Origin of the sequence: Cloacibacterium sp. (assembly GCF_047601505.1) — a bacterium.
Taxonomy (GTDB): Bacteria; Bacteroidota; Bacteroidia; order Flavobacteriales; family Weeksellaceae; genus Cloacibacterium.
The window spans coordinates 805,729-831,257 of sequence record NZ_JASGJD010000001.1; the positions used below are offsets into that span (position 1 = coordinate 805,729).

The window sequence follows — 25,529 nt, forward strand, 5'->3', positions numbered from 1 at the left end:
TGATATATTTTTTGTAGTTAAGGCATTTTGAATCCTCTAGTGTACATTCTTCCGTATTCGTCTACGAATTTTATCTGTACATTTCCTTTGTAAGATTGAAGATTTTTTTCTACATCTTTTTGAGAATTTACTGGTTTTCCGTTGATTTCAACTATGATACAATTGTCGTAAATTCCAATTTTAGCAAGTTCGCCACCATCTGTTACGTTTCTGGCGATAACACCACTATTTATACCGTAATCTGTTTTAACTCTTTCACTTAATTCTTGGAATTCTCCGCCAATTTTTTCGGCCACTGTAAGGTCTGCTTTACTTCTGAAGGACGTTCCTCCTTTTTGGTCTTTTAAAGTTACATTAGAAGTTAGTTGTTTTCCGCTTCTTAAATAGGTTACCAAAACTTTGTCGCCAGGTCTTTTGCTTCCAATTGCAGCAGATAAATCTGCAAAAGAATCAATTTTAGAATTATCTATTTTAGTAATTATATCACCTTTTTTGATTCCTGCATCTTCTGCGCCAGATTTTTCTGTAACCTCTCTTACATAGATTCCGCTTCCAGCTTTAATATTAGATTTGTTGCTCGCATTGAAAGCTGCTACTTGGTCTTCGTCTGATAAATCTAAAGAACCAACACCTAAGAAACCTCTTTGTACAAGCCCAAATTTCTTAATGTCTTCTACAACTTTTTTTGCTAAATTAGCTGGAACTGCAAATCCGTAACCTTCGTAATATCCTGTGTTTGAAGAAATAGCAGAGTTGATTCCAATTAAGTCTCCATTGGTGTTTACTAATGCTCCTCCAGAATTTCCAGGGTTAATTGCGGCATCTGTTTGAATGAAACTTTCGATAGGAGTTCTGGAATTTCTACTTAATAAATCTATGCTTCTGCCTTTTGCCGAAACAATTCCTGCGGTAACGGTAGAATTTAACCCTAAAGGATTTCCTACTGCTAAAACCCATTGTCCAACTTCTACTATATCAGAATTTGCAAAATTTAAGTAAGGTAAACCACTTTCTTCAATTTTTAAAAGTGCAATATCTGTACTTGGGTCTGTACCTACTAACGTAGCAATGTAACTTTTTTTATTACTAAGAACTACCTCTAATTTATTAGCACCTGCAACTACGTGATTGTTGGAAATAATATATCCGTCTGGCGAAATAATAACACCACTACCTAACCCAGAAGGTTTGTTTTGTTGGTCTTGTTGAGGTTGTTGTTGCTTCTGTCTTTGTTGGTTATCTCCAAATGGATTTCCGAAAGGACCAAAAAACTGGTCGAATAAATCTTGTTCAGACATTCTATTAGAAGAAGTTCTGTTTTGGTAATTTTTAATGGTAACTACTGCAGGCACTGTCACCTTGGCAGCCTTTACAAAATCTTCTCCATTTGCAGCGCCAATTCCGGCAAACTGCGCATCATTTTTTGCTTCGTGGAAATATGAAAAATCGCCGTTGTTTCCGTTATTATTATCAAAGTATTTAATAGCACCGAAAGTTGTTGCTCCTGACAATACACCTACAACAGCAAAAGGCAATAATTTTTTCAAACTGTTCATAATTTTAAAATCTTAATTTTTTAATAGTTTTACTTCAACAAATTTAATGCAAAAATAGTGTTCACTAAATTGTTAGTGTAATACATTTAACAAAGTTTAACGTGTTTTAAATCATTTTATAATTCATTAAAAATAGATTAAATCATCTGGGCTACGTATTGCTGTGTTTTGAAGACTATTTTAATTTAGTTCTTGATAAAATCAGTTTAAACTTTTACAGATTATGTTAGTGTCGATTATAATTATAGGTTTAGTGATTGGTTTGTTTTATTTTCTTGGTAATAAGAAAATTCGCTATTAAGTAATATAGAATCAATCTATTTCTTAGCTTTTTAGAATAATTCTAAAAAAACTATCTTTGCAAAAATTTTCAAAAAAGTTAGAATGACAAAAAGCGGTAGAATAGAGCTAATGTCTCCAGCAGGAGATTTCACTTCTTTACAAGCAGCGCTAGATAATGGTGCTGATTCTGTATATTTCGGTGTAGAGCAACTTAATATGCGTGCCAGAGCATCGATGAATTTTACTATTGATGATTTGCCAGAAATTTCTAAAAGATGTAAAGAAAAAGGTGTGAGAACTTATCTTACTCTTAATACAATTATATATGACCATGATCTTTCTATCATAAAAACATTGTTAGATAAGGCAAAAGCAGCAGATTTGACGGCTGTAATTGCAATGGATCAAGCGGTAATTGCTTATGCAAGACAAATAGGATTGGAAGTTCATATTTCTACTCAGATTAATATTACTAATATTGAAACAGTCAAGTTTTATGCACTTTTTGCTGATACAATGGTGATGAGTAGAGAACTTTCTATAAGTCAGATTAAGAAAATTTGTAATCAAATTGAGAAAGAGCAAATTAAAGGACCTTCTGGTAATTTGGTTGAAATAGAAATTTTTGGGCATGGAGCGCTTTGTATGGCTGTTTCTGGAAAATGTTATCTAAGTCTTCATTCTCACAACTCTTCTGCTAATAGAGGTGCTTGTAAGCAAAATTGCAGAAAAAAATATACCGTTATAGACCAAGAATCTGGTTTTGAAATTGAGTTAGATAACGAGTATATGATGTCTCCAAAAGACCTTTGTACGATTGGATTTTTAGATCAAATTGTAGATGCTGGGGTAAAAGTTCTTAAAGTGGAAGGAAGAGGTAGAGCACCAGAATATGTGGCAACAGTTACAAAATGTTATAGAGAAGCTATTGATAGTATTGCAAATGGAACCTTCGGCTCAGAAAAGGTAGAAGAATGGATGAAAGAACTAGAAAAAGTATACAACAGAGGTTTCTGGAGTGGTTATTATCTAGGTCAAGAACTTGGAGAATGGTCGCCAAACTCTGGTTCTAATGCTACTCAAAAGAAAATTTATATTGGAAAAGGAAGACATTTTTATCCAAAATCTAATATTGCAGAATTTTTAATTGAAGCTTATGATTTAAATGTAGGAGATACTGTTTTAATACAAGGACCAACAACTGGCTCACAAGAAATGTCTGTGAAAGAAATGATGGTAGATGGTGTTGGAGTTTCAGAAAAAGCTTCAAAAGCAGATGTTATTACTTTTAAAACAGATTTTAGAGTTCGTCCAAGCGATAAATTATATAAAATAGTTCAGGCATAGATGAATGTTTACCAACTCTTAAAATTTAATAGATATCTAAAAAATCATAGAATTAAATTTCTAGGGATTTGGTTATTGCATAAACTTAATAAAAGATACCTTGCCGTTAATTTTGATCCTGTTATGGCGTGTAATTTACGTTGTAAAATGTGTTATTTTACAGACGAGAATTATGTAAGAAAGTTAAAAGGTATTTTTCCTGAAGAAGATTTGGATAGATTAGCAGATATCTTCTTTGGTAGAGCTTTAAAATTGCAAATTGGATGCGGAACAGAGCCAACACTTTATAAACAATTAAGCAGGATAGTAGCTCTTGGGAAGAAAAAAAAAGTCCCATATATTTCTCTTACTACTAATGCTAATTTACTCAACAAAGAGCTGATAAGAGAATTAGCGACTGAAGGTTTAGATGAGTTTACAATCTCTCTTCACGGTGTGCACAAAGAAGAGTATGAGGAGTTTATGGGAAAAGCCTCTTACGAAAAATTTAGTAGCGCCTTGAACGAAATTTCTAATATAAAAAAAGAGTTTCCGAATCTTAAATTGAGAATTAATTATACTTTTAATAAAGATAACTTTTATTCATTAAATCATTTTTTTGATAATTTTGGGAAATTTAAAATAGATGTTTTACAAATAAGACCTATTAAGAAAATTGGTGAAACTGAATATAATAATTTTGATATTTCTTCTTTATCTAATGATTATGATGCAATGATTGCAAATATCGAAAAAGAATGTATTACAAGAGGTATTACTCTTTTGGCTAATAAATCATTTAATAGTCTTACAAAAGAAAATAATCTTTCTAGTTTTATTTATAATTATACTTATTGTTACATTTCGCCTACGCATTTTTGGAAAAAAGATTTTGATTGGAAAAATGAGAGTTTTAATGAATTTTCTAAAAAAATAAATTGGAGTAAAGATTTACTTTCTAAAGTTTTTAAAAGTAAAGAACAAATGCTAGAATTAGAAAGCAAATTAAGTTTAAATTACGATATAATAGAATAATGGTAATTGTTACATTGCAAAGAGATAAGTGTATTGGTTGTAATTATTGTGCTGAATTTGCACCAGAATATTTCCGAATGTCTAAGAAAGATGGAAAGTCTGTCCTATTGAAATCGGTAGATAAAAAGGGTTTTTTTACCATTAAAACTCCTATTCCAGATGCTTTTGAGCCATGCGATAAAGCAGCAAAAGCTTGTCCGGTGAAAATAATTTCTGTAAAAGAGATATAAAATGTTTAAAAAAGATTTGAGAAAAATATATTTGGAAAAAAGAATGACCTTATCAAAAGATGAGGTCAATTTTTTATCTGAAAAAATTTTTGATAAATTCATTTTACAATTTAATGTAATTGAAAATCAAAAAGTTAGTATTTTTTTGCCTATTTCAAAATTCAAAGAAATTAATACTTTAGAGTTTATAAATTTTCTTTGGAGTAAAAAAGTGAATGTTTTTATTCCTAAAATTATTGATAAAGATTTAATTTCGGTTAAATTCACTCCCGAAACGATTTTAATTGAAAATTCTTGGGGAATTTTAGAGCCTTTGTCTAATCAAAATGAAGAAACTGTTTTTGATTATGTTATTACGCCGTTGTTATATTGTGATTTTTTTGGGAATAGAGTAGGTTATGGAAAAGGGTTTTATGATAAATTCTTCCAAACCATTAATTCTGATGCAAAAAAAATCGGCGTGAATTACTTCTCACCGACTGATATTATTGATGATATTTCAGAATTGGATGTAAAACTAGATTATTTAATCACTCCAGATGAAATACTGTCTTTTTCTGGGATATCAATGCTTACAAAATAAAATTTGAATTCATTTTTTATTTTCCCGGTTTTTTTAATGAGGTCGTATTGAGACTTTTTAGTGAATTCTCCTAAAGATTTTTGTTCACTATTTCTATATTCTACAGTATATTTTGCAAAATCTAGTGTGTCTTTTTCTTTAATCTCAGTAGAGATTTCTACATTTTTAATTTTTACATATCTTACTCTCAGACTGTCTAATTCTTTAAAAAGATTGGTGACGTTTCCAGAATCTTTTTTTATAAAATAACCTTGTATTTGTCTGTAATTTAAAGAGTCTATTGCTGTATTTCTATTTCCAGATGTGTAAAGAGCTGAAATGTCATATAATTCCTGTAATTTTTGTTTCGTAATGCTTGCAATAGCTTGGGTGCTATCTATGCTTACGTTGCTATTGGTGGCTTCTCTTAATTTGTCTATATCACTTTGAGTGTTTTCTTTTTTACACGAAAGAATTCCGATAGCTATGATGAAAAAAGAAAATAGGAGGTTTTTATTTATTTTCATCTTCTTGTATTTTGAATTTGATAAGAATGATTTTTTTAGTCTCTGGGCTCACTTTTGTTTCAATCATCTTGAAATTTTTCAAAGATGTTGTTGGCGTTGTCACTAAACCAATATAGGTCTCTTTATTAAGGGTTTCTACGCCATAGTTATCATAAACTTGATAAATTAAAGCACTATTGCTTATTATTTTGTCAAGTTCTTCTCTTTTTTTATTAATATCGTTTGTAGAATAGTAAAATAATGTTTGAGAATAAACATCTGGTTCTAATTCTATTACTTCTTTTGTTCGTGCAGGATCTAGCGTTCTTATTATGGTATCTTTTTTATAAAATGGAGAATTTACTACCATTTTTAAAGTTTTACTTTGAGTTTGATATACAAAATCCTTACCGTTTTCTAAATTATATTGTAGAGGAGTTTCATTTTCTTTTAGAACTTTTATTTCTATTTCATCCGTTATTTTGGTATTTCTGTCGGCATCAATAAATGTGAAAGAGTATTCTGTAGCGAAAATTCTTTGCCAAAATATCAACACCAAAACCATTGCTAGTAATATTGCAGAAATTCCTAACCAAATAAATTCTTTAAAATGAGTATAAAAATTAAAAATTAGATTCTTTTTTTTCTTTACTTCATTTGTTGAATTTTCTATATGTTTTTGATTTTCAATGTTGTTATTTTGTAAAATAATATTTTCAATTGATTTTTCTTCAGTTTTTTGAACATTAGTTTCAGTATTAATTTCTCCTAATTCCAAAATTTCTTCTCCTTCAATTTCATTTTCTGCAGAACTGTCATTTTCTGAGATTATCTCGTTTGCGAAAAGGTTTTTCCTTTTAAAATCGTACCAAGACTGATAATCTACATACATAGAAAGCAGATTTAGCATGTCTATTCTTGGTAGTTTTGTTGTTGGATTGCTTTTAAAGTAAGTGTAGAAAGACTTTTCGCTAATATTTCCTTTAGCTTTTCTTCTTAAATCTTCTTGGAAGTATATAATATCTATACCTTTCCATTTCGAAATATCATCGAATGAAGGATGGTGATTCTTTAAATATTCTGCTTGAACTTCTTGTTTTAGCTGTTCAAAATGTAATAAATCTAAATCTGCCAATTTTTTAGAAATAATTTAATGGTTTGATTTTCAGTTATGTTTTTTTGTAAAACTGTTTTACAAAGATATTACAATTAATTTTCATACGCAAATTTCGTTATCGCCATACCTTTGTCTCGTTAAAAGTGAACAAAAACTTATTTAATAACAATTTTAAAATTTTATTTATTATGAAAAAATCATTATTTGTAGCTGCTATCGCTGCTTTAGCTGTTGTTGCTTGTAAAAAATCTGAAACTACTGAAACTCCTGCTGCTGATTCAACTGCTGTTGCTGCTGATTCAACTGCTGTAGATTCAACTGCTGCTGATTCAACTAAAGTAGATTCAACTGCTGTTGTAGCTGATTCAACTGCTGCTAAAAAATAATTTTAGAATTATTTAGCTAAAAAAATAAGCCATTCGCCTTGCGAGTGGTTTTTTTTTATTTTAACTATTGCAAAAGTAAGTTTTTATAATTTTACAATTGCTGTCTATCTTTTGTAAGTTTTTATTTTTTTTGAAAACTAATTTTACAATGATATTTACAAATGATTTTCTAATAATGTTTTTTTAATGGTTTTACATTTGTCTTGTTAATCAAGAACAAATTAATATTTTTAACAACCAATTTAAATTTTATTATTATGAAAAAATCATTATTTGTAGCAGCTTTTGCTGCTCTAGCATTAGTAGCTTGTGATAAAACAGCAACTAAAGAAAAAGTGGAAGCTGTAGATTCTACAGTAAATGCAAACGTAGATTCTGCAAATGTTGCCTTGGATTCAGCTAAAGTGAAAATGGATTCTACAGCAACTAAAGTTGAGAAAAAAGCAGATGAATTAAAAGATGCTACTAAAAATGCTGTAAAAGATGCCGCTGGCGCCGTTAAAGAAGGTGCTGCAAAAGTGGAAGCAGCTGCTAAAAAGTAGTAGATTATTTAAAAAGAAAAACGGAGCCTTTCAAATTTGAAAGGCTCTTTTATTTTGTGAGTTTTTGTCTTAGAATTTCGTAGCAGGTTATGGCAACTGCATTGCTTAAGTTTAAAGAATCTATTGTTCCAGACATTGGGATGAGGATGTTTTCGCCTTTATTAAGCCAAATATCACTTAAACCAGAATGTTCTGTTCCGAAGAATAAAGCAGATTTTTCGTTGAAATTTTTCTTATAAATATCTTCGGCACTTTCGTCCATAAAAGTGGTAAAGATTTTGAATTGATTTTCTTGTAAAAACGCCAAAGTTTCTTCGTTAGTCGCCGAAAATACATTCATTCCGAAAAAGCAACCAACGCTACTTCTTAAAACGTTTGGATTGTAAAAATCTACTTTTGAATCGGTAACGATGAGTGCATCAATGCCAAATGCTTCACAACTTCTCAAAATTGCGCCCAAATTTCCTGGTTTTTCTATAGATTCTACTACAATTACAGAAGCGTTTTCTTTTGGTTGATGTTCTTTTAAATTAAATTCTTTTGCTTTGTAAATTCCGATAATTCCTTCTGAGGATCCTCGGTAAGCTAGTTTTTCATAAACTTGTGCGGAAACAAAATGTTTCTTTCCTTCTGGATGATTGATTCCAAAAATAGGTTCACAGATAAAAAATTCTACATTTTCGAATCCAAATTGCAGAGCTCGTTCGTTTTCTTGTTGTCCTTCCACCACAAAAACTCTAGATTTCTTGCGAAAACGGTTGTCGGTAATTAATCTATTGAGATTTTTTATTTTTTCGTTTTGTAAGCTTTCTATAATCATGTTTTATTTGAAAAGGAGTTGTAGTGTTTTGAAATTTGTTGTTTTTGTAAATTTATTCCTCAGAAAAATCAATTTGGTTGGCTACTTCTTCACTTAAACTGTTTGGCAATTGTTTTTTATTTTTTATTCCAAGAGCTCTTAATTTTTGAGTTTGAACAATTAAATTGTCATTTCCTGTAGAAAGTTGCTTGTAAGCGTCATTGTAAGAGCTTTTTGCGTTGTCAATATTTTTTCCAATTTTTTCTAAATTTTCTACAAAACCTACGAATTTATCATACAATTTTGCACCTCGTTCAGCAATTTCCATAGCATTTCGGCTTTGGTATTCTCTTTTCCAAAGGTCTGCAATTAATTTGAGAGAAGTAATTAAATTGCTCGGATTAAGCAATAAAATTCTTCTTTCATAAGCATAATTCCAAAGGTTTGAGTCGGCTTGCATTGCTGCGATATAAGCTGGTTCACTTGGGATAAACATCATTACAAAATCTAGAGATTTTTCGTAATCGTCGTATGCTTTCTGAGATAACTGTTGAATGTGATTTTTAACGGAACCAAGATGTTGATTGAGTTTATTGGCGTAAACCTCAGAATCTGTCTCATCTACCAATTCTGTGAAAGCAGTAAGCGAAACTTTAGAATCTATAATCACATTTCTTTCGTCTGGATATTTTATAACGGCATCTGGTCGCATTTTTTTACCAGAAAATTCAGAGAAAATAACTTTATTGTTTTCGTCTGTTAATTGGTGTTCCAAGAAATATTCTCTGCCTTTTACCAAGCCAGATTTTTCTAAAATGCTTTCCAAAATCATTTCTCCCCAGTTTCCTTGGGTTTTGCTTTCGCCTTTCAAAGCTCTTGTTAATTTTTTGGCATCTTCCGAAATTTGTTGATTCAGTTCTGCTAATTCTTTTACTTTTTCAGCAAGCGAAAAGCGTTCTTTGTTTTCTTTTTCGTACGCTTCGTTTACTCGGTTTTTTAGTTCGGAAATTTTTTCTTGAAAAGGTTCAAGAATTGTTTTTAAATTGTTTTGATTAAGTGTGGTGAATTTCTCCGTCTTTTCTTCTAAAATTTTATTAGCCAAATTCTCGAACTGCAGTTTTGCTTCTTCCTGAATTTTTACAATTTCTTCTTTCTGTGAATCTAATAATTTTTGAAGACTTTCGTTTTGTGCAGAAAGTTCAGATTTTAAAGCGATGAGATTGTTTTTTTCGTTTTGTAAATCTTTTATTTCGTTGTTTTGTTTTTGGTTGAGTTCGTTTTGTTCTGCAATTTTTTGAATTTTAGCATTGTTTTCAGCAGAAATTTTTGCCAATTCTGTTTTGAGTTGGTTTAGAATTTCAGTTTGAGAAAGGTTGGTTTCCTTTTCTAGTTTTAAGGCTTCTGAAATCTCCGAAATTTTAATTTCCGAATTTCTTAAATCTGCTTCTTTTTTTATGAAATTTTGATTGAGTTCATCGTGAATTTTCCTCGAAACCGATGAGGATTTCACAATAAAATAAGCTAGAACTCCGCCAAGAATAAAACTGAGAATAATGTATAGAATTTCCATACGTCAAAGATATTGATAAAATTTAGATTTATGATTTTGGAATTTTTTAATCTTTAATTCTCAAAAATTCTTTTGCCAGTTCTATCATTTTCGGGTCTCCAGTATATTTTCCTTTTTCGTCAGAAAGTTTTACGGTAGGAATCCATTCTCCGTTGTCCGATTTTACTCCAATGAGTTTCATTACAATATTCATTGGTTTTAAGCCAACGTCATTAGTTAAATTGGTGCCGATTCCGAAGGAAACTCCAATTTTTTCACAACAATAATTGGTAATTTCTTCTACTTTTTCCAAATTCAATCCATCTGAAAAAATAATGTATTTGAATAGAGGATTGATGCCGTTTTTCTTGTAATGTGCAATGGTTTTATCTGCAAATTCTAAAGGGTCTCCGCTGTCGTGACGAACGCCGTCAAATAATTTTGTGAATTTTTTATCAAACTGATTGAAGAAAACATCTGTGGTAAAAGTATCTGAAAGTGCTACTCCCAAATCTCCTCTGTAAACATCTACCCAATGGTCTAGTGCAATTTTATTTGCCATCTTGAAACCGTATTCGGCGGCGTGAAACATAAACCATTCGTGGGCGTGAGTTCCGATTGTTTTCACACCATATTTCATAGCGAAATGTACGTTGGAAGAGCCAATGAAAGTGGTGTTTTCTTTTTTTGCAAGAGAGCCAATTACCAAATCGTGTACTTTGTAAGAATGCCTTCTTCTGGTGCCAAATTCTGCGTATGTAACTCCTAGATTGTTTAGTTTTTCGGCTTTTGTAAGTGTGTTTTCGATAACTATTTCGTTAGAATTTCTTTCCAGATGATTCATTTCGTAGTGCAATTCTGAAATGAGTGCTAAAAGTGGAACTTCCCAGAGAATTGTTCTGTACCAAAGACCTTCTACGGTAACTTCTACATCGTTCCCAATTTGCTTGATGTGAACTTCGGAAGGATCAAAACGGTAGCCTTCTAGAAAGTCTAAATAAGGCAAATCGATATACGGACAAGTTTTTGCCATGAATTTCTTCTCATCTTTGGTGAGTTTTAGCTCTGCCATTGCATTAACGGAGGCTCTAAGTTCTTCCGCAAAACCTTCTGGGAAATGGTGTTTGCCACGATTGATGAATTGATATTTTACGATTTGTTTCGGAAATAATTTTACGACTGCGTTTTGCATCGTAATTTTATAAAAATCGTTATCTAAAATGGAGTTTAGTCTGGTCAAAATGGTTCTAAATTTTATTTTTCTAAATTCTATAATTTTTCTTACTGTACAAATGTAGGGATTCCATATTTTATTTGAGTTTAGAATTTGGTAAATGTTTTTTTGTGATTATTTAAATTTCTTTGTTTCTGCGAAATTTAAAATATATTTTATTCTTTGGAAATCATTTTGTGGTATTTAAGATGCATTGGAATGGCAGCAGAGCCGTACCAAGGAAGAATTTCACATTCAAAGATTCCATTTTTTATCGTTGGGTCATTTTGAAGTAAAGTTTTTGCTTCGTCTTCAGTTTTTACATCAAGAAGAAAAATTCCTCTATATTGAAGTGAGTTTTTTGTAGCAAAAGGTCCAGCGAGTTTTAATTTGCCGGCTTTTTCCATTGCTTCCATGTTGGAGAAATGTCCTTTGAAAAGTTCGCTTCTCTTTTCTTTATCAGTAATTTCTTTGTCTTTTGGTCCTGTTTTTAGAATTACGAGCATGTAGGTTTTCATGCCTCTTTGGTCTGCATTAAGAGAATCTGCTAGTTTTTTGTTGAATATTTTGGCATCAGATTGAGCAAATATTAAATTGGAGAACGTTAGTAGAGTTATGAATGATAATAATGTTTTCATTTTTATATTTTTTAGTGTTTTTCGCAAAATTAGAAATTATAATAAAACAAAAATGCCCAAGCTATAAAACTTGAGCAAATTATATAAATGCCTGATTAAAGTTTAGAATTTGTAAACTGCAGCAATTAAGAAGTTTGCAGAACTTCCTGTTGCGTTTCCGTCTTTTTTGAAATATACATCTTCATTAGAACTTTCAAATCTAATTTCTGGTTTTAGTTGGAAGTTTCCTTGTTTAAGTGTTGCGGAAATGGTGTTCGCGAAAATTGTATTTCCGTTTGTTGCGCCTAATGCAAGTGCGTTGTCTTTGTTGTCTAGATATTCAGCTCTATAATTCAATGCAAAACTGTCTGTTACATCATATTTAAGATAACCAACTAAAGAAGACCAAGTTTGTTTATCTACACCAGAGATATCTGAACTAAATGTAGCTGTAGTTGCATTAACACCAAGTTTGAATTTGTCTGTAAATTTATAAGCAGCAGTTAAATCAAACTGAGAGACGTTATTGCTCCAAGGGTTGTAGCTCCCGTGTTGTCCGTTTAAGAATGCACTTAGTTTGTCTCCAGCGTAACCAATTTGCCAAATAAAGAATTTATTTTTAAAACTCTCTCCAGTAGTTGGGTCGGCAGTGTGAAAAGCAGATTTAAAATCTGTAGGATTTACAACTCCCGCCATAAAATTGAATTTATCTGCAACGTAGTTTGCTTTAAAACCTGTATGTAAAAAAGGTCCATAAGAGAAAGCATAAGACATGCTATAAATGTCGTTTTCTGGTGCGTCTAACAATTCGTAACCAACATGTGTGCCCCAAGAACCAGCTGTTAATGTAAGTTTATCCGTTGCAGCATAATCTATAAACAATTGTTTGATTAAGAATTTTGTGTTGTCTGCGGTGTAATTAAACTGTTCTGCTCTGTTTCCAAAACCTAAATCTGCTACAGTGGTAAATTTCCCTGAAGTATGAGTAAGTTTTAAAGAAAACATTCCTAATTCAAAAGAGTTGTTAGGTTGAGTGAAGCTAGTCTTTGTATTGTTGTCACTTCCTGCGAAATCTGCTTTGTAAAAAATATCAGCATTTCCACTTAATTTGAAGCCTTTTAGCCAGCTTGCTTCTTCCTGAGCAAAAGTTAAAGATGCGCATAGTGTCGTGACTAAATAAGCAAGCTTATTTATAGATTTTAGAGTTTTCATAAATGTATTTTTTTAAGGGTGAAACGGGTTTTATAATTTTTTTTGTGTTGAGAGATTATAAAGACTCTCCGTGTTGTGTAATATCTAATCCTTCTTTTTCGTATTCTTCATTTACTCTTAAAGGAGTGATTAGATTAGTAATGTAAAGTAAAATGTAAGAACCAAAGAAAGCGAATACAGATACGCCAACTAATGCAACTAGATGTTTTAGAAATAAGTCTGTTCCTCCGTAGAATAATCCTGGTTCTACAACGGCTGCATTTACAGTAGGTGTTGCAAAAACTCCGGTTAAAATCATTCCTACCATACCGCCAACACCATGACAAGGGAATACATCTAAAGTGTCGTCAATATTTGTTTTTCCTCTTAAATCTACTACAAAACTACTTACTACTACGGCAATAATTCCTATTAAAATTGAGTGAGGAACGGTTACGAAACCTGCTGCTGGTGTAATAGCAACTAAACCTACTACTGCACCTATACTTACGCCCATTGCTGAAAGTTTTCTACCTTTAATTTTTTCGATGAATCCCCATCCTATTGCTGCTGCTGCTGATGCAACTGTAGTGTTAGCGAATGCTTGTACCGCTAATGAACTAGAACTTACTGCTGAACCAGCATTGAAACCGAACCATCCAAACCAAAGTAATGCAGTTCCTAAGATTACGTAAGAAATTCTGCTAGGGTCGTGTATAATTTCTGTTCTCTTTTTTAAGAATAAAGCTCCTGCTAAAGCTGCCCAACCTGCGCTCATGTGAACTACGGTTCCTCCAGCGAAGTCTAGAACTCCGTATTTAAATAAAATTCCGTCTGGATGCCATACAGCGTGTGCTAAAGGCGAATAAATAAATATTGAGAATAAAATGATAAATAATAAATATCCCCAGAATCTAATTCTTTCTGCAAAAGCTCCAGAAATAAGCGCTGGTGTAATAATTGCAAATTTCATTTGGAAAACTGCAAAAAGCATTAATGGGATGGTTGGTGCAAGAGACCAAGCGGTTTTGGTACCAACATTATTGAAGAAAAGAAATTTAGATGGGTTTCCTACAATTCCTCCGATTGAGTCTCCAAAAGCAAGACCGAATCCTATAACTACCCAAACTACTGTAATTACACCCATTGCAATAAAACTTTGCAAAATGGTACTGATTACATTTTTCTTTCTTACCATGCCGCCATAGAAAAATCCAAGACCAGGCGTCATGATGAGTACCATGGCAGAAGATACTAACATCCATGCAATGTCTGCGCTGCTAAATTCTGGGATGCTTTTTTCATCTACTGGTGTTTCAGGGAAAAGTGTTCCTGAAAATAGGCATAGTAAGCCTAAAACAACTAGCGAAGCTAGTAAAATCCATTTTCTCATATCAATTCAACTTTTAAATTCTAGACAAAAGTATGAAATAAATTTTTATATCCAAATCAAAATAGGGTATTTGTTAAAAAAAAGTTATTTTTAGTGAATTAATGTTGAAAAAATTAGGGGTATTTATGAAATTTTAACTTAAATAATTAAAATTGTTATGTTGGGGTAAAAAAAAGAGGCTGTCTCACTTTTGGGACAGCCGTTAATTATTTATAATGAAAAAAAGTTATTTTGCAAGGTAAGCATTGTACATCCAAACTTCTTTTTCTTGTTCGGTAATGTAATCGCTCATTTGAGAGTTGGTTCCTTCGTCGCCAGCCTTCTCGGTAAGGTCTAGAAGTTCTCTTTGTAAATCTATTACTATTTTAAATGAAGCTAAAATTCCTTCTACACATTTGTTAGCGTCAGAAACTTCGCTGCTTTCTTTAATGGTAGAAACTTTTAAATATTCGGAGTAATTGTGAGCGGGAGCTGCGCCGAGAGTTAAGATTCTTTCTGCAATTGCATCAATTTTTAAAACCAATCCGTTGTATAATTCTTCAAATTTTGGGTGAAGTGTGAAAAATTGATTTCCTTTTATGTTCCAATGTGCACCTCTTGTGTTTTGATAAAATACGGAATAATTTGCTAAAAGAACATTTAATTTCTCTGCAATTTTTTTACAGTCGGCTTCTTTTAAGCCAATAATACTAGAATTTTTCATTTTGTATAATCTTTATGAGGTAAATTTAGTGCAAATTAATTCAAATGTTCATAATCAGATGATTGGTCTTAGCTATATTGAAAATTGATGATACTTTATTTTATTTTCTCCATGACATTTTGGACTTTATAATTATCTAGTTGGGTTTTGTCACATTTTTGGATGTCTGATGGGGATTTGTCCTTTATGAAATCATTATAATCTAAACAATTTTTAAAAATATTAAATTCTAAATTTTTGTAATCCCAAACCACTCCTTTGTAGTGATTTGCCATCTGTGCTAAAGATCCGCCAGCAGCTCCTCCAATCGCTCCGTATGCAAATGCTTTTTCCCAAACATTTCCTATGTTAATTTCTGTATATAAATATTTTTCACCACCAATAAATACTCTTGCAAAAGAATTTGGGTTGTCGCTATCTTGTGCTCTATCTGTTTTGTTTCTGTGTTTAAGAATGTTTTGTATGTTAAAATAGAGAATGCCATCATATACAATAGCAAAGACATTTTTTATTTTTGATTCCTTTTCATCAAAGAAAAAGCAAACCCTTTCATCATTGTTAATAATTGGCTTTTCCCATCCAATTAAACCTCTTTTTGTGATTTTTTTATTAGAAGACGGTTTTTTGTTAATAAATTCTTCTTTTGTACTGTAGATTCCTTCGGGGTAGTTGGGTCTGTATAAATTGTCAACTATGGGTTCTAGTGTTTTTATACCAAGGTCTTGGAGTTTCTTTTCTTGAATGCTTATGATTGAGGCATCATATAACTCTTCATTTTTATTAGATTCTAAATTATAGTAATAGGCTTTGTCGTTTTTCCAAGATAAGTTTTGAAATTTTATTTTGTCGTTGGTTATTATTGTGATTTCTCCTGAACTTACATTTTTCTTTTCTACTTGTGCATTAATAAAGTGAGAAATAATAATGAATAGAATTGGAAGGGTGTTTTTCATGGCTGTAATTTTTTTAAGAGATGTAAAAATAAATAAAATCTAGAATATAAAAAGATGAAAATTAACATATTATTTATGTGATAGTTATTTTGTCAGTTCAAAAAATATTTATACTTTTGCACCCTAAAATATAAAATAATATAAAGCAATCAAATGCCTACTATTCAACAATTAGTTAGAAAAGGAAGAGCCACACTTGCTAAGAAGAGCAAATCGGCTGCTTTGGATTCATGTCCACAAAGAAGAGGCGTATGTACGAGAGTATATACAACTACTCCTAAGAAACCTAACTCAGCACTTAGAAAAGTTGCCAGAGTAAGACTTTCAAACGGAAAAGAAGTTAACGCCTACATCCCGGGAGAAGGACATAACCTCCAAGAGCACTCGATAGTATTAGTACGTGGCGGAAGAGTAAAAGATTTACCGGGAGTTAGATATCACATTGTTCGTGGTGCTTTAGATACTGCCGGAGTGAACGGAAGACTTCAAAGAAGATCTAAGTACGGTGCTAAAAGACCTAAACCAGGCCAAGCTGCTGCAGCTCCTGCAAAAGGTAAGAAAAAGTAATCATTAAATAAGGAACAGAACAATGAGAAAAACAAAAGCAAAAAAAAGACCGTTGTTACCAGATCCAAAATTTAATGATCAATTGGTAACAAGATTTGTAAATAATCTGATGGTAGATGGTAAAAAATCTATCGCTTTCAGAATTTTCTATGATGCGTTAGATATCGTAGAAGCTAAAAAAGGAGACAACGAAAAAACTTCTTTAGAAATTTGGAAAGATGCCCTTACTAATGTAATGCCTCACGTAGAAGTGCGTTCTAGAAGAGTAGGTGGTGCAAACTTCCAAATCCCAATGCCAATCAGAGCAGATAGAAAAATTTCTATGGCTATGAAATGGTTAATTAAGTACTCTACTGCTAGAAACGATAAATCTATGGCTCAGAAATTAGCTGCAGAAGTTATCGCTGCTTCTAGAGAAGAAGGTGCTGCTTTCAAGAAGAAAACTGATACTCACAAAATGGCAGAAGCTAACAAAGCTTTCTCTCACTTTAAATTTTAATTAAGAAATGAGTAGAGATCTTAAATACACAAGAAATATTGGGATTGCCGCACACATTGATGCCGGTAAAACTACCACTACAGAACGTATCCTTTTCTATACAGGTGTAAACCACAAAATTGGAGAAGTTCACGATGGTGCTTCTACAATGGACTGGATGGAGCAGGAAGCAGAAAGAGGTATTACTATTACTTCTGCTGCAACTACTTGTTCTTGGAATTTCCCAACAGACCAAGGTAAGAAATTACCAGAAACATTACCTTACCACTTCAATATCATCGATACACCGGGACACGTTGACTTCACAGTAGAGGTTAACAGATCTCTTAGAGTTTTAGATGGTTTGGTATTCTTATTCTCTGCAGTAGATGGTGTAGAACCTCAGTCTGAAACCAACTGGAGATTGGCTGATAACTACAAAGTAGCGAGAATGGGATTCGTAAACAAAATGGACAGACAAGGTGCTGATTTCCTTAACGTTGTAAAACAAGTTAAAGAAATGCTAGGTTCTAACGCTGTGCCAATCGTTTTACCAATCGGTGCTGAGGAAGATTTCAAAGGTGTAGTAGATTTAATTAAAAACAGAGCAATCATCTGGGATGAAGCAGGACAAGGTGCAACTTTTGAAGTAGTTCCAATTCCTGAAGATATGAAAGATGAGGTAATGGAATATAGAGAAAAATTAGTAGAAGCAGTAGCTGATTACGATGAAACTCTAATGGAAAAATTCTTCGAAGATCCAGATTCTATTACTGAAGAAGAAATCAATGCTGCGCTTAGAGCTGCTACTATTGATTTGTCTATCATTCCTATGACTTGTGGTTCTTCTTTCAAAAACAAAGGAGTACAGTTTATGCTAGATGCAGTTTGTAAATATCTTCCTTCTCCACTAGATAAAGATGATATCAAAGGAACTGACCCTAGAACTGATGCTGATATTGTAAGAAAACCAGACGTAAAAGAGCCTTTCGCTGCATTAGCTTTCAAAATTGCTACAGACCCATTCGTAGGTAGATTAGCATTCTTTAGAGCTTATTCAGGAAGACTAGATGCTGGTTCTTATGTTCTTAATACAAGGTCTGGAAACAAAGAAAGAATTTCTAGAATCTATCAAATGCACGCTAACAAGCAAAACCCTGTAGAATATATTGAAGCAGGAGATATTGGTGCAGCTGTAGGTTTTAAAGATATTAAAACAGGGGATACACTTTCTGATGAAAAGAATCCTATCGTTTTAGAATCTATGATTTTCCCTGATCCAGTAATTGGTATCGCTGTAGAACCTAAAACTAAAGCAGACCAAGATAAATTAGGTAACGCTCTAGCTAAATTGGCTGAAGAAGATCCTACTTTCCAAGTAAAAACAGACGAAGCTTCTGGACAAACAATTATCTCTGGTATGGGTGAGCTTCACTTAGATATCATTGTAGACCGTCTAAGAAGAGAATTTAAAGTAGAGGTTAACCAAGGTCAACCACAAGTAGAATACAAAGAAGCTCTTACACAAGTTGCTAATCACAGAGAAGTTTACAAAAAACAATCTGGTGGTAGAGGTAAGTTCGCAGATATCGTATTCGAAATTGGTCCTGCAGACGAAGGTAAAACTGGTCTTGAATTCATCAACGAAATTAAAGGTGGTAACATCCCAAGAGAATTTATCCCTTCAGTAGAGAAAGGTTTCAAAGAATCTATGAAAAACGGTCCTTTGGCTGGTTTCGAAGTAGAAGCAATGAAAGTTACTCTTAAAGATGGTTCATTCCACGCAGTGGATTCAGATCAATTGTCTTTCGAATTAGCTGCTAAAATGGGATTCAAAGAATCTGGAAGAGCTGCTAAAGCTGTAATTATGGAGCCTATTATGAAACTTGAGGTAGTAACACCTGAAGAATATATGGGAGATATCGTAGGAGACCTTAACAGAAGAAGAGGTACTGTAAACGGTATGGACGATAGAAACAACGCTAAAGTGATCAAAGCTTTCGTTCCACTATCTGAAATGTTTGGTTATGTTACTTCGCTTAGAACATTATCTTCTGGTAGAGCTACTTCTTCTATGGAGTTCGAAAAATACGAACCAGCTCCTACAAATATCGCAGAAGACGTAATTGCTAAAGCAAGAGGTTAATCTTTAAAAATTAAGAAAATGTCACAAAGAATCAGAATAAAATTAAAGTCTTACGATTACAACTTAGTAGATAAATCTGCTGAAAAAATCGTTAAAACTGTAAAAGCTACTGGTGCTGTTGTAAATGGGCCAATCCCATTGCCAACTAACAAAAGAATCTTTACAGTTCTTAGATCACCACACGTAAACAAGAAAGCAAGAGAACAATTCCAACTTTCTGCTCATAAGAGATTGATGGATATCTATTCTTCTTCTTCTAAAACTGTTGACGCTCTAATGAAATTAGAGTTGCCAAGTGGTGTAGACGTAGAAATTAAAGTGTGATAATTATGCTAGAAGATGGAAATCTGATGATGGAAGTTTTCTAGTACTCACAATAAAGTTTCCAAGCGCTGAGCGAAGTCGAAGCGTGCTATGATAAAACCTCCCAAGCTGTAAAGTTTGGGAGGTTTGTTTTTGTAGATTTTGTACATTTATCTTAAATTTTATAAAATGAAAAAATCTAAAAATAATCTCTTCGAAAAATTTGCCAATTGGGCTACCAAATTTACGGGTAGTTCTGTTGCGTTTATATCAGCAGTAAGCATTGTATTAATTTGGGCAATTACAGGTCCGGTTTTTAATTATTCCGAGACGTGGCAATTAGTCATCAATACAGGTACTACAATTATTACGTTCTTAATGGTTTTTTTAATTCAAAAAACACAGAATAAAGATTCTAAAGCAATTCAAATAAAACTAAATGAATTAATTGCAGCCAACGAAAAAGCCAGCAATAGAATTGTAGATATAGAAGATTTGAGCGAAGAAGAGCTAGATCAGCTTCATTATTTCTACGAAAAACTGGCGCAGCTTGCTTTGAAGGATGCTAATATTCATGCTTCACATTCTATAGATGCAGCCGAAAGAAATCAAAGCCATAAGCATGAATTTTTCTTAAAAAAACATGAAGAATGGCTGAAAAAATAAGAAAGTAAATCTTAAGATTATTTTATAGAAGAGAAGTTTTAATAGCTTCTCTTTATTCTTTACAAATGAAAAAATTCTGTTTTCGATTTTATAAAAAATGAGCTAACTCATTAAAAATTAAATATTTTTGAAATCTTTTCTTGTCAATTCAAAAAATATTCTTACATTTGCACACTCATTTTAGGGAAGAAGTATGCCTATTTCAAACGTAGATATTGCTTAAGTCCTCTAAAATAGACAGTTTTAAAAAATAATTTAAGTATAATATATTAATAATGTCAGGTATTATTGGTAAAAAAATCGGTATGACATCTTTGTTTAACGAAGACGGGAAAAACATTCCTTGTACAGTTATTCAAGCTGGTCCATGTGCGGTTTTACAGGTCAGAACCGAAGAAGTTGATGGCTATGCAGCAGTTCAACTAGGTTTCGATGACAAGAGTGAGAAGAACGTTTCTAAAGCGTTAGCTGGTCATTTTAAAAAGGCTGGTGTAACGCCGAAAGCGAAAATTGTTGAATTCAGAAATGAATTTGAACACGAAGTGAAAGTAGGAGAAGATGTAAACGTAACAATGTTCAACGAAGGTGAATTTGTAGACGTTACAGGTACTTCTAAAGGTAAAGGTTTCCAAGGGGTTGTTAAGAGACATAACTTTGGAGGTGTAATGCAAGCTACCCATGGTCAGCACAACAGATTAAGAGCTCCAGGTTCTATCGGTGCAGGGTCTGACCCTTCTAGAGTTTTCAAAGGACTTAGAATGGCTGGTAGAATGGGAGGTAAACAGGTAACTGTTCAAAACCTTCAGGTGTTAAAAATCGATCAAGAACAAAATCTTTTAGTAGTAAAAGGTGCTGTTCCGGGAGCTAAAAATTCTTATGTAATTATCAAGAAATGGAACTAGTAGTATTAAATACATCAGGAAAAGAAACCGGAAGAACTGTTCAGTTAGACGAAGCAATCTTCGGTATTGAGCCAAATCAGCATGCGGTTTACTTAGAAGTGAAACAATACCTTGCTGCACAAAGACAAGGGACTCATAAAGCTAAAGAAAGAAGCGAAATTACTGCTTCTACCAGAAAGCTTAAAAAACAAAAAGGATCTGGTTCTGCTAGATATGGTGATATTAAATCTCCAACTTTCAAAGGTGGGGGTAGAGTATTCGGTCCAAAACCAAGAGACTACAGATTCAAATTGAATAAAGCATTAAAAAGATTGGCTAAAAAATCTGTTCTTTCTCAAAAAATGAGAGAAAACTCAATTAAAGTTTTAGAAGAAGTAACTTTTGCTGCTCCTAAGACTAAAGAATTTATCAATGTTTTCAATGCATTAGGTTTGGAAGGCAAAAAAGCATTATTCGTGCTTGCTGATGCAAACAAGAATGTATATTTATCTTCAAGAAACTTACCAAAAGTTAAAGTTTTAACTTATAACGAAATCTCTTCTTACGATTTAGTTAACGCTGGTGAAGTAGTATTCTTTGAAGGTGCTGTAGAAAAATTTCAAGAAAATTTAAGAAAATAAGTCATGTCAGTTATTATTAAACCAATCATTTCAGAAAAAGCAAACAGCCAGTCAGAATTGAAAGGAGTTTATACGTTTTTAGTAGATACTAAAGCTAATAAAATCCAAATCAAATTAGCTGTTGAAGCTGCTTATAGTGTAAAGGTAGAGGATGTAAGAACAATGATTTATGCTCCTAAAGTATCTTCGAAATACACTAAAAAAGGTTTACAAGTAGGTAAAACCAACAAATTGAAAAAAGCTTTGGTGCAGCTAGTAGATGGCGAAACCATTGATATTTTTGCAACGAATTAATAATTTTATATAATTAATAGTAATGTCTGTTAGAAAATTAAAACCTATCACCCCAGGACAGAGATTCAGAATTGTAAACAATTTTGAAGAAATTACTACCAATAAACCAGAGAAAAGCCTTACAGTAGGTCTTATGAAATCTGGTGGTAGAAATAACACTGGTAAAATGACCATGCGTTATACCGGAGGTGGACACAAAAAGAAGTACAGAATCATCGATTTCAAAAGAAATAAATTTGATGTTGCTGCAACTGTTTTATCTGTGGAGTACGATCCAAACAGAACTGCGTTTATCGCTTTAGTAGAATACACAGATGGAGAAAAGAGATACATCGTTGCTCCAAACGGTATTAAAGTAGGTCAAACTGTAGTTTCTGGAGAAAGTGTAGAACCTGAAGTAGGGAATGCAATGAAATTGAAAAACATACCATTAGGTACTGTTATCTCTTGCATCGAACTAAGACCAGGGCAAGGTGCTATCCTTGCTAGAAGTGCAGGTTCTTCTGCTCAATTAACTTCTAGAGATGGTAAATATGCAATTATCAAATTGCCTTCAGGAGAATCTAGAATGATTTTAGTAGAATGTATGGCTATGATTGGCTCTGTATCTAACTCAGATCACCAACTTACCGTTTCTGGTAAAGCTGGTAGAAGCAGATGGTTAGGTAAAAGACCAAGAACTAGAGCTGTAGCTATGAACCCTGTAGATCACCCAATGGGAGGTGGTGAAGGTAGATCTTCTGGTGGTCACCCAAGATCTAGAAACGGTAAACCAGCTAAAGGTTACAAGACTAGAAAGAAAAACAAAGTGTCTAACCGTTACATCGTATCTAAAAGAAAATAATTATGGCAAGATCACTTAAAAAAGGACCTTTCATCGCTCATCATTTAGAAAAAAAGGTTCAGGCGAACATAGAACAAAATAAGAAAACAGTTATCAAAACATGGTCTAGAGCATCAATGATTTCTCCAGACATGGTAGGTCAAACTATAGCAGTACACAACGGGAAATCTTTTATCCCAGTTTATGTAACTGAAAACATGGTAGGACATAAGTTAGGCGAATTTTCTCCAACAAGATCTTTTAGAGGTCACTCGGGTAACAAAAATAAAGGTAGCAGATAATCATGGGATCAAGAAAACAAGATAGCGCAATCGCAAGAAAGGAAGCTAGCAAAGATGTTGTAAAAGCTTCATTAAACAATTGTCCGTCTTCTCCAAGAAAAATGAGACTCGTTGCTGATATCATCCGTGGAGAAAACGTAGATAAAGCTCTATATATTCTAAAATATTCTAAAAAAGATGCTTCTAATAAATTAGAAAAACTTCTTCTTTCAGCTATTGCAAACTGGCAAGTGAAAAACGAAGGAGCTGATATTGAAGCAGCAAATCTTTTCGTAAAAGAAATATTTGTAGACAGTGCAAGACAACTTAAGAGATTAAGACCTGCACCACAAGGTAGAGGTTACAGAATTAGAAAAAGATCTAATCATGTAACATTAATATTAGGTAACAAACAAGATAATCAATAATCAAAGGTATGGGACAGAAGACAAATCCAATTGGTAATAGATTAGGAATCATCAGAGGATGGGATTCTAACTGGTTTGGTGGTAACGATTATGGAGACAGAATCGCTGAAGACTACAAAATCAGAAGATACCTTGAAGCTAGATTATCTAAAGGTGGTATCTCTAGAATCTACATCGAGAGAACCCTAAAATTAGTAACAGTAACAATTACTACTGCAAGACCAGGTCTTATCATCGGAAAAGGTGGTCAAGAAGTTGATAAATTAAAAGAAGAGTTGAAAAAGATTACTGATAAAGATATCCAAATCAACATTTTCGAAATTAAAAGACCAGAACTAGACGCAATTCTAGTAGCAGAAAGTATTGCTAAGCAAATAGAAAACAGAATCTCTTACAGAAGAGCTGTTAAAATGGCTATAACTAGCACCATGAGAATGGGCGCAGAAGGTATCAAAGTTCAAATCTCTGGTAGATTAAACGGTGCTGAAATGGCAAGATCAGAATCTTTCAAAGAAGGAAGAATCCCATTGTCTACTTTCAGAGCAGATATCGATTATCATATTGGTGAAGCACTTACTCAATACGGAAAGTTAGGAGTAAAAGTTTGGATCATGAAGGGTGAAGTTTACGGCAAGAGAGAATTATCTCCACTTGTTGGTCAACAGAAAAAAGGACCTTCTGGTGGAAGAGATAACAGAAGACCAAGAGATAAAAAATAATTAATCAAATTTTAGAGGATATTTTTTAAATCACCGTTACTTTTTTAAAATCTAAAATCTAAAATCTAAAATTTAAGAAATTATGTTACAACCCAAAAGAACCAAATTCCGTAGAGTTCATAAAATGAAAATGAAAGGTAACGCTAACAGAGGTCATCAGTTAGCTTACGGAACATTCGGAATTAAAGCAATAGACGGTGCTTGGATCACTGCAAGACAAATTGAAGCAGCTCGTATCGCTGCTACAAGATATATGAAGAGAGAAGGGCAACTATGGATCAAAATATTCCCAGATAAGCCAATTACTAAAAAACCAGCCGAAGTAAGGATGGGTAAAGGTAAAGGTGCTGTAGAATATTGGGTAGCTGTAGTAAAACCTGGTAAAGTGATGTTTGAAATAGGAGGTGTACCTTACGAAGTTGCTAAAGAAGCATTAAGACTTGCAGCTCAAAAACTTCCTGTAGTTACTAAATTTGTAGTAGCAAACGATTTTGTTCAACCTCAATAAATCTTTGAAAAATGAAAAAAGCTGACATCAAAAATCTAAGCGCAGGAGATATCAAAAATCAATTAGCTGCTCTTAAAGCTGATTACACTAAAATGAAATTAGCGCACAGAATTAGCCCGATTGAAAATCCTATCAGTATCAGAGATTTAAGAAGAACAATCGCAAGACTTGAAACTGAGTTAACTAACAAACAATAATTTCATTTTATCATGGAAAGAAATTTAAGAAAAGAAAGAATCGGAATAGTTTCTAGCAATAAAATGGAAAAAACCATTGTTGTAAGTGAAACAACGAGAGTAAAACATCCTATGTACGGTAAATTCGTTTTGAAAACAAAAAAATATACCGCTCATGATGAAAACAACGAGTGCAACGAAGGAGATAAAGTTCTAATTCAAGAAACAAGACCTTTGAGCAAAAATAAAAGATGGAGATTAGTAAATATAATTGAAAGAGCTAAGTAATGTTACAAACCGAATCAAGATTAAAAGTTGCTGATAACACAGGTGCTAAAGAAGTACTAGTAATCAGAGTTCTAGGGGGTACTAGAAGAAGATACGCTTCTGTTGGTGATAAAATCGTAGTTACTATCAAAGACGCTACTCCATCAGGAAACGCTAAAAAAGGACAAGTATCTAAAGCTGTAATCGTAAGAACTAAAAAAGCTGTTAGAAGAAAAGATGGATCTTACATCTCTTTTGATGACAATGCTTGCGTTCTTCTAAACGCAGCTGGAGAAATGAGAGGAACTCGTGTTTTCGGACCAGTTGCTCGTGAATTGAGAGACAAAGAATATATGAAAATCATTTCATTAGCTCCTGAAGTATTATAATT

Annotated in this window: 33 protein-coding genes; 22 read left to right on the plus strand and 11 right to left on the minus strand. The window is 32.8% G+C overall.

All coding sequences use genetic code 11. From position 1 onward, the window contains the following. Positions 1–17: 17 nt before the first annotated feature. Entirely contained in the window at positions 18–1,559 is a 1,542-nt protein-coding gene (locus QM746_RS03725; protein WP_414985114.1) for a trypsin-like peptidase domain-containing protein, read from the minus strand. Positions 1,560–1,940: 381 nt separating this feature from the next. Between QM746_RS03725 and QM746_RS03730 the strand changes: the two genes are divergently transcribed. The 4 genes from QM746_RS03730 to QM746_RS03745 are packed head-to-tail and all read left to right on the plus strand — an operon-like array spanning position 1,941 to position 5,012. Beyond that, a complete protein-coding gene (locus tag QM746_RS03730) occupies positions 1,941–3,185 on the plus strand; it encodes a peptidase U32 family protein (RefSeq protein ID WP_414982993.1) in 1,245 nt (414 codons plus the stop codon). Continuing rightward, positions 3,186–4,199 carry a radical SAM protein gene (locus QM746_RS03735; RefSeq protein WP_414982994.1) on the plus strand — a complete coding sequence of 338 codons (1,014 nt, stop codon included), beginning with the start codon at positions 3,186–3,188 and terminating at the stop codon, positions 4,197–4,199. Then, entirely contained in the window at positions 4,199–4,429 is a 231-nt protein-coding gene (locus QM746_RS03740) for a ferredoxin (protein WP_374360113.1), read from the plus strand. The genes QM746_RS03735 and QM746_RS03740 overlap by 1 nt, the downstream gene beginning before the upstream one ends. 43 nt (positions 4,430–4,472) lie before the next feature. Continuing rightward, a complete protein-coding gene (locus QM746_RS03745) occupies positions 4,473–5,012 on the plus strand; it encodes a 5-formyltetrahydrofolate cyclo-ligase (RefSeq protein WP_414982995.1) in 540 nt (179 codons plus the stop codon). Here the strand turns inward: QM746_RS03745 and QM746_RS03750 are convergent. Together QM746_RS03750 and QM746_RS03755 are read right to left on the minus strand one after the other, a co-directional pair. Next, positions 4,952–5,518, minus strand: coding sequence for a hypothetical protein (locus QM746_RS03750; protein ID WP_414982996.1), 567 nt, complete (start codon positions 5,516–5,518; stop codon positions 4,952–4,954). The genes QM746_RS03745 and QM746_RS03750 overlap by 61 nt on opposite strands. After that, positions 5,505–6,632: a hypothetical protein gene (locus QM746_RS03755; protein WP_414982997.1), complete on the minus strand. Its 1,128-nt coding sequence runs from the start codon at positions 6,630–6,632 to the stop codon at positions 5,505–5,507. The genes QM746_RS03750 and QM746_RS03755 overlap by 14 nt, the downstream gene beginning before the upstream one ends. Before the next feature lie 170 nt (positions 6,633–6,802). Here QM746_RS03755 and QM746_RS03760 point away from each other — a divergent pair, with 170 nt between their 5' ends. Both QM746_RS03760 and QM746_RS03765 read left to right on the plus strand, forming a co-directional pair. Beyond that, positions 6,803–7,000 carry a hypothetical protein gene (locus tag QM746_RS03760; protein ID WP_414982998.1) on the plus strand — a complete coding sequence of 66 codons (198 nt, stop codon included), beginning with the start codon at positions 6,803–6,805 and terminating at the stop codon, positions 6,998–7,000. Positions 7,001–7,257: 257 nt separating this feature from the next. Next, the gene (locus QM746_RS03765) at positions 7,258–7,542 is read left to right on the plus strand and encodes a hypothetical protein (protein ID WP_414982999.1); all 285 of its coding nucleotides are present in this window, start codon (positions 7,258–7,260) and stop codon (positions 7,540–7,542) included. 49 nt (positions 7,543–7,591) lie between these two features. Here QM746_RS03765 and QM746_RS03770 read toward each other — a convergent pair whose 3' ends face one another. From QM746_RS03770 to QM746_RS03805, 8 genes are all read right to left on the minus strand, one after another. After that, complete coding sequence (locus tag QM746_RS03770) at positions 7,592–8,362, minus strand: TrmH family RNA methyltransferase (RefSeq protein WP_414983000.1); 771 nt, start codon at positions 8,360–8,362, stop codon at positions 7,592–7,594. Between the two features lie 52 nt (positions 8,363–8,414). Then, a complete protein-coding gene (gene rmuC, locus QM746_RS03775) occupies positions 8,415–9,911 on the minus strand; it encodes a DNA recombination protein RmuC (RefSeq protein ID WP_414983001.1) in 1,497 nt (498 codons plus the stop codon). Positions 9,912–9,957: 46 nt separating this feature from the next. Next, positions 9,958–11,133, minus strand: a complete 1,176-nt coding sequence (gene pncB, locus QM746_RS03780; RefSeq protein ID WP_414985115.1) for a nicotinate phosphoribosyltransferase — start codon at positions 11,131–11,133, stop codon at positions 9,958–9,960. A gap of 146 nt (positions 11,134–11,279) precedes the next feature. Beyond that, entirely contained in the window at positions 11,280–11,741 is a 462-nt protein-coding gene (locus QM746_RS03785; RefSeq protein ID WP_414983002.1) for a YciI family protein, read from the minus strand. Between the two features lie 102 nt (positions 11,742–11,843). Beyond that, on the minus strand, positions 11,844–12,932 hold the full coding sequence (locus QM746_RS03790) for an outer membrane beta-barrel protein (protein WP_414983003.1): 1,089 nt from the start codon (positions 12,930–12,932) through the stop codon (positions 11,844–11,846). 55 nt (positions 12,933–12,987) lie between these two features. Beyond that, entirely contained in the window at positions 12,988–14,304 is a 1,317-nt protein-coding gene (locus QM746_RS03795) for an ammonium transporter (protein ID WP_414983004.1), read from the minus strand. 226 nt (positions 14,305–14,530) lie between these two features. Further along, complete coding sequence (locus tag QM746_RS03800) at positions 14,531–15,007, minus strand: Dps family protein (protein ID WP_069800864.1); 477 nt, start codon at positions 15,005–15,007, stop codon at positions 14,531–14,533. A 95-nt stretch (positions 15,008–15,102) separates the two neighbouring features. Then, complete coding sequence (locus tag QM746_RS03805) at positions 15,103–15,960, minus strand: hypothetical protein (protein ID WP_414983005.1); 858 nt, start codon at positions 15,958–15,960, stop codon at positions 15,103–15,105. 153 nt (positions 15,961–16,113) lie between these two features. On the opposite strand from QM746_RS03805, the gene rpsL reads away from it, so the two are divergent. The 16 genes from rpsL to rplN all read left to right on the plus strand — a co-directional run bounded on the left by rpsL (position 16,114) and on the right by rplN (position 25,527). Beyond that, positions 16,114–16,527 (plus strand): 30S ribosomal protein S12, encoded by a 414-nt coding sequence (gene rpsL, locus QM746_RS03810; protein ID WP_414983006.1) that lies wholly within the window; start codon positions 16,114–16,116, stop codon positions 16,525–16,527. A 22-nt stretch (positions 16,528–16,549) separates the two neighbouring features. Continuing rightward, positions 16,550–17,026, plus strand: a complete 477-nt coding sequence (gene rpsG, locus QM746_RS03815; RefSeq protein ID WP_414983007.1) for a 30S ribosomal protein S7 — start codon at positions 16,550–16,552, stop codon at positions 17,024–17,026. Positions 17,027–17,033: 7 nt separating this feature from the next. Next, a complete protein-coding gene (gene fusA / locus QM746_RS03820) occupies positions 17,034–19,151 on the plus strand; it encodes an elongation factor G (protein ID WP_414983008.1) in 2,118 nt (705 codons plus the stop codon). Positions 19,152–19,169: 18 nt separating this feature from the next. Beyond that, positions 19,170–19,475, plus strand: coding sequence for a 30S ribosomal protein S10 (gene rpsJ / locus QM746_RS03825; protein ID WP_002661363.1), 306 nt, complete (start codon positions 19,170–19,172; stop codon positions 19,473–19,475). 168 nt (positions 19,476–19,643) lie between these two features. Continuing rightward, entirely contained in the window at positions 19,644–20,120 is a 477-nt protein-coding gene (locus QM746_RS03830; RefSeq protein WP_414983009.1) for a low affinity iron permease family protein, read from the plus strand. A 275-nt stretch (positions 20,121–20,395) separates the two neighbouring features. Continuing rightward, positions 20,396–21,022, plus strand: a complete 627-nt coding sequence (gene rplC, locus QM746_RS03835; RefSeq protein ID WP_414983010.1) for a 50S ribosomal protein L3 — start codon at positions 20,396–20,398, stop codon at positions 21,020–21,022. Continuing rightward, on the plus strand, positions 21,013–21,642 hold the full coding sequence (rplD, locus tag QM746_RS03840; RefSeq protein WP_414983011.1) for a 50S ribosomal protein L4: 630 nt from the start codon (positions 21,013–21,015) through the stop codon (positions 21,640–21,642). Before rplC ends, rplD begins: the two co-directional genes overlap by 10 nt. A gap of 3 nt (positions 21,643–21,645) precedes the next feature. Continuing rightward, the gene (gene rplW / locus QM746_RS03845; RefSeq protein ID WP_414983012.1) at positions 21,646–21,936 is read left to right on the plus strand and encodes a 50S ribosomal protein L23; all 291 of its coding nucleotides are present in this window, start codon (positions 21,646–21,648) and stop codon (positions 21,934–21,936) included. 22 nt (positions 21,937–21,958) lie between these two features. Then, a complete protein-coding gene (gene rplB / locus QM746_RS03850) occupies positions 21,959–22,780 on the plus strand; it encodes a 50S ribosomal protein L2 (protein WP_414983013.1) in 822 nt (273 codons plus the stop codon). 2 nt (positions 22,781–22,782) lie between these two features. Then, positions 22,783–23,061 (plus strand): 30S ribosomal protein S19, encoded by a 279-nt coding sequence (rpsS, locus tag QM746_RS03855; RefSeq protein ID WP_069800889.1) that lies wholly within the window; start codon positions 22,783–22,785, stop codon positions 23,059–23,061. Between the two features lie 2 nt (positions 23,062–23,063). Continuing rightward, complete coding sequence (gene rplV / locus QM746_RS03860; RefSeq protein WP_414983014.1) at positions 23,064–23,468, plus strand: 50S ribosomal protein L22; 405 nt, start codon at positions 23,064–23,066, stop codon at positions 23,466–23,468. An 8-nt stretch (positions 23,469–23,476) separates the two neighbouring features. Further along, positions 23,477–24,187, plus strand: coding sequence for a 30S ribosomal protein S3 (gene rpsC, locus QM746_RS03865; protein WP_414983015.1), 711 nt, complete (start codon positions 23,477–23,479; stop codon positions 24,185–24,187). Positions 24,188–24,269: 82 nt separating this feature from the next. Then, positions 24,270–24,695: a 50S ribosomal protein L16 gene (rplP, locus tag QM746_RS03870; protein ID WP_414983016.1), complete on the plus strand. Its 426-nt coding sequence runs from the start codon at positions 24,270–24,272 to the stop codon at positions 24,693–24,695. Between the two features lie 11 nt (positions 24,696–24,706). Further along, the gene (rpmC, locus tag QM746_RS03875; protein ID WP_188616937.1) at positions 24,707–24,892 is read left to right on the plus strand and encodes a 50S ribosomal protein L29; all 186 of its coding nucleotides are present in this window, start codon (positions 24,707–24,709) and stop codon (positions 24,890–24,892) included. 9 nt (positions 24,893–24,901) lie between these two features. Continuing rightward, positions 24,902–25,159, plus strand: coding sequence for a 30S ribosomal protein S17 (gene rpsQ, locus QM746_RS03880; RefSeq protein ID WP_414985116.1), 258 nt, complete (start codon positions 24,902–24,904; stop codon positions 25,157–25,159). Further along, positions 25,159–25,527: a 50S ribosomal protein L14 gene (rplN, locus tag QM746_RS03885; RefSeq protein WP_414983017.1), complete on the plus strand. Its 369-nt coding sequence runs from the start codon at positions 25,159–25,161 to the stop codon at positions 25,525–25,527. Before rpsQ ends, rplN begins: the two co-directional genes overlap by 1 nt. Positions 25,528–25,529: the final 2 nt, after the last annotated feature.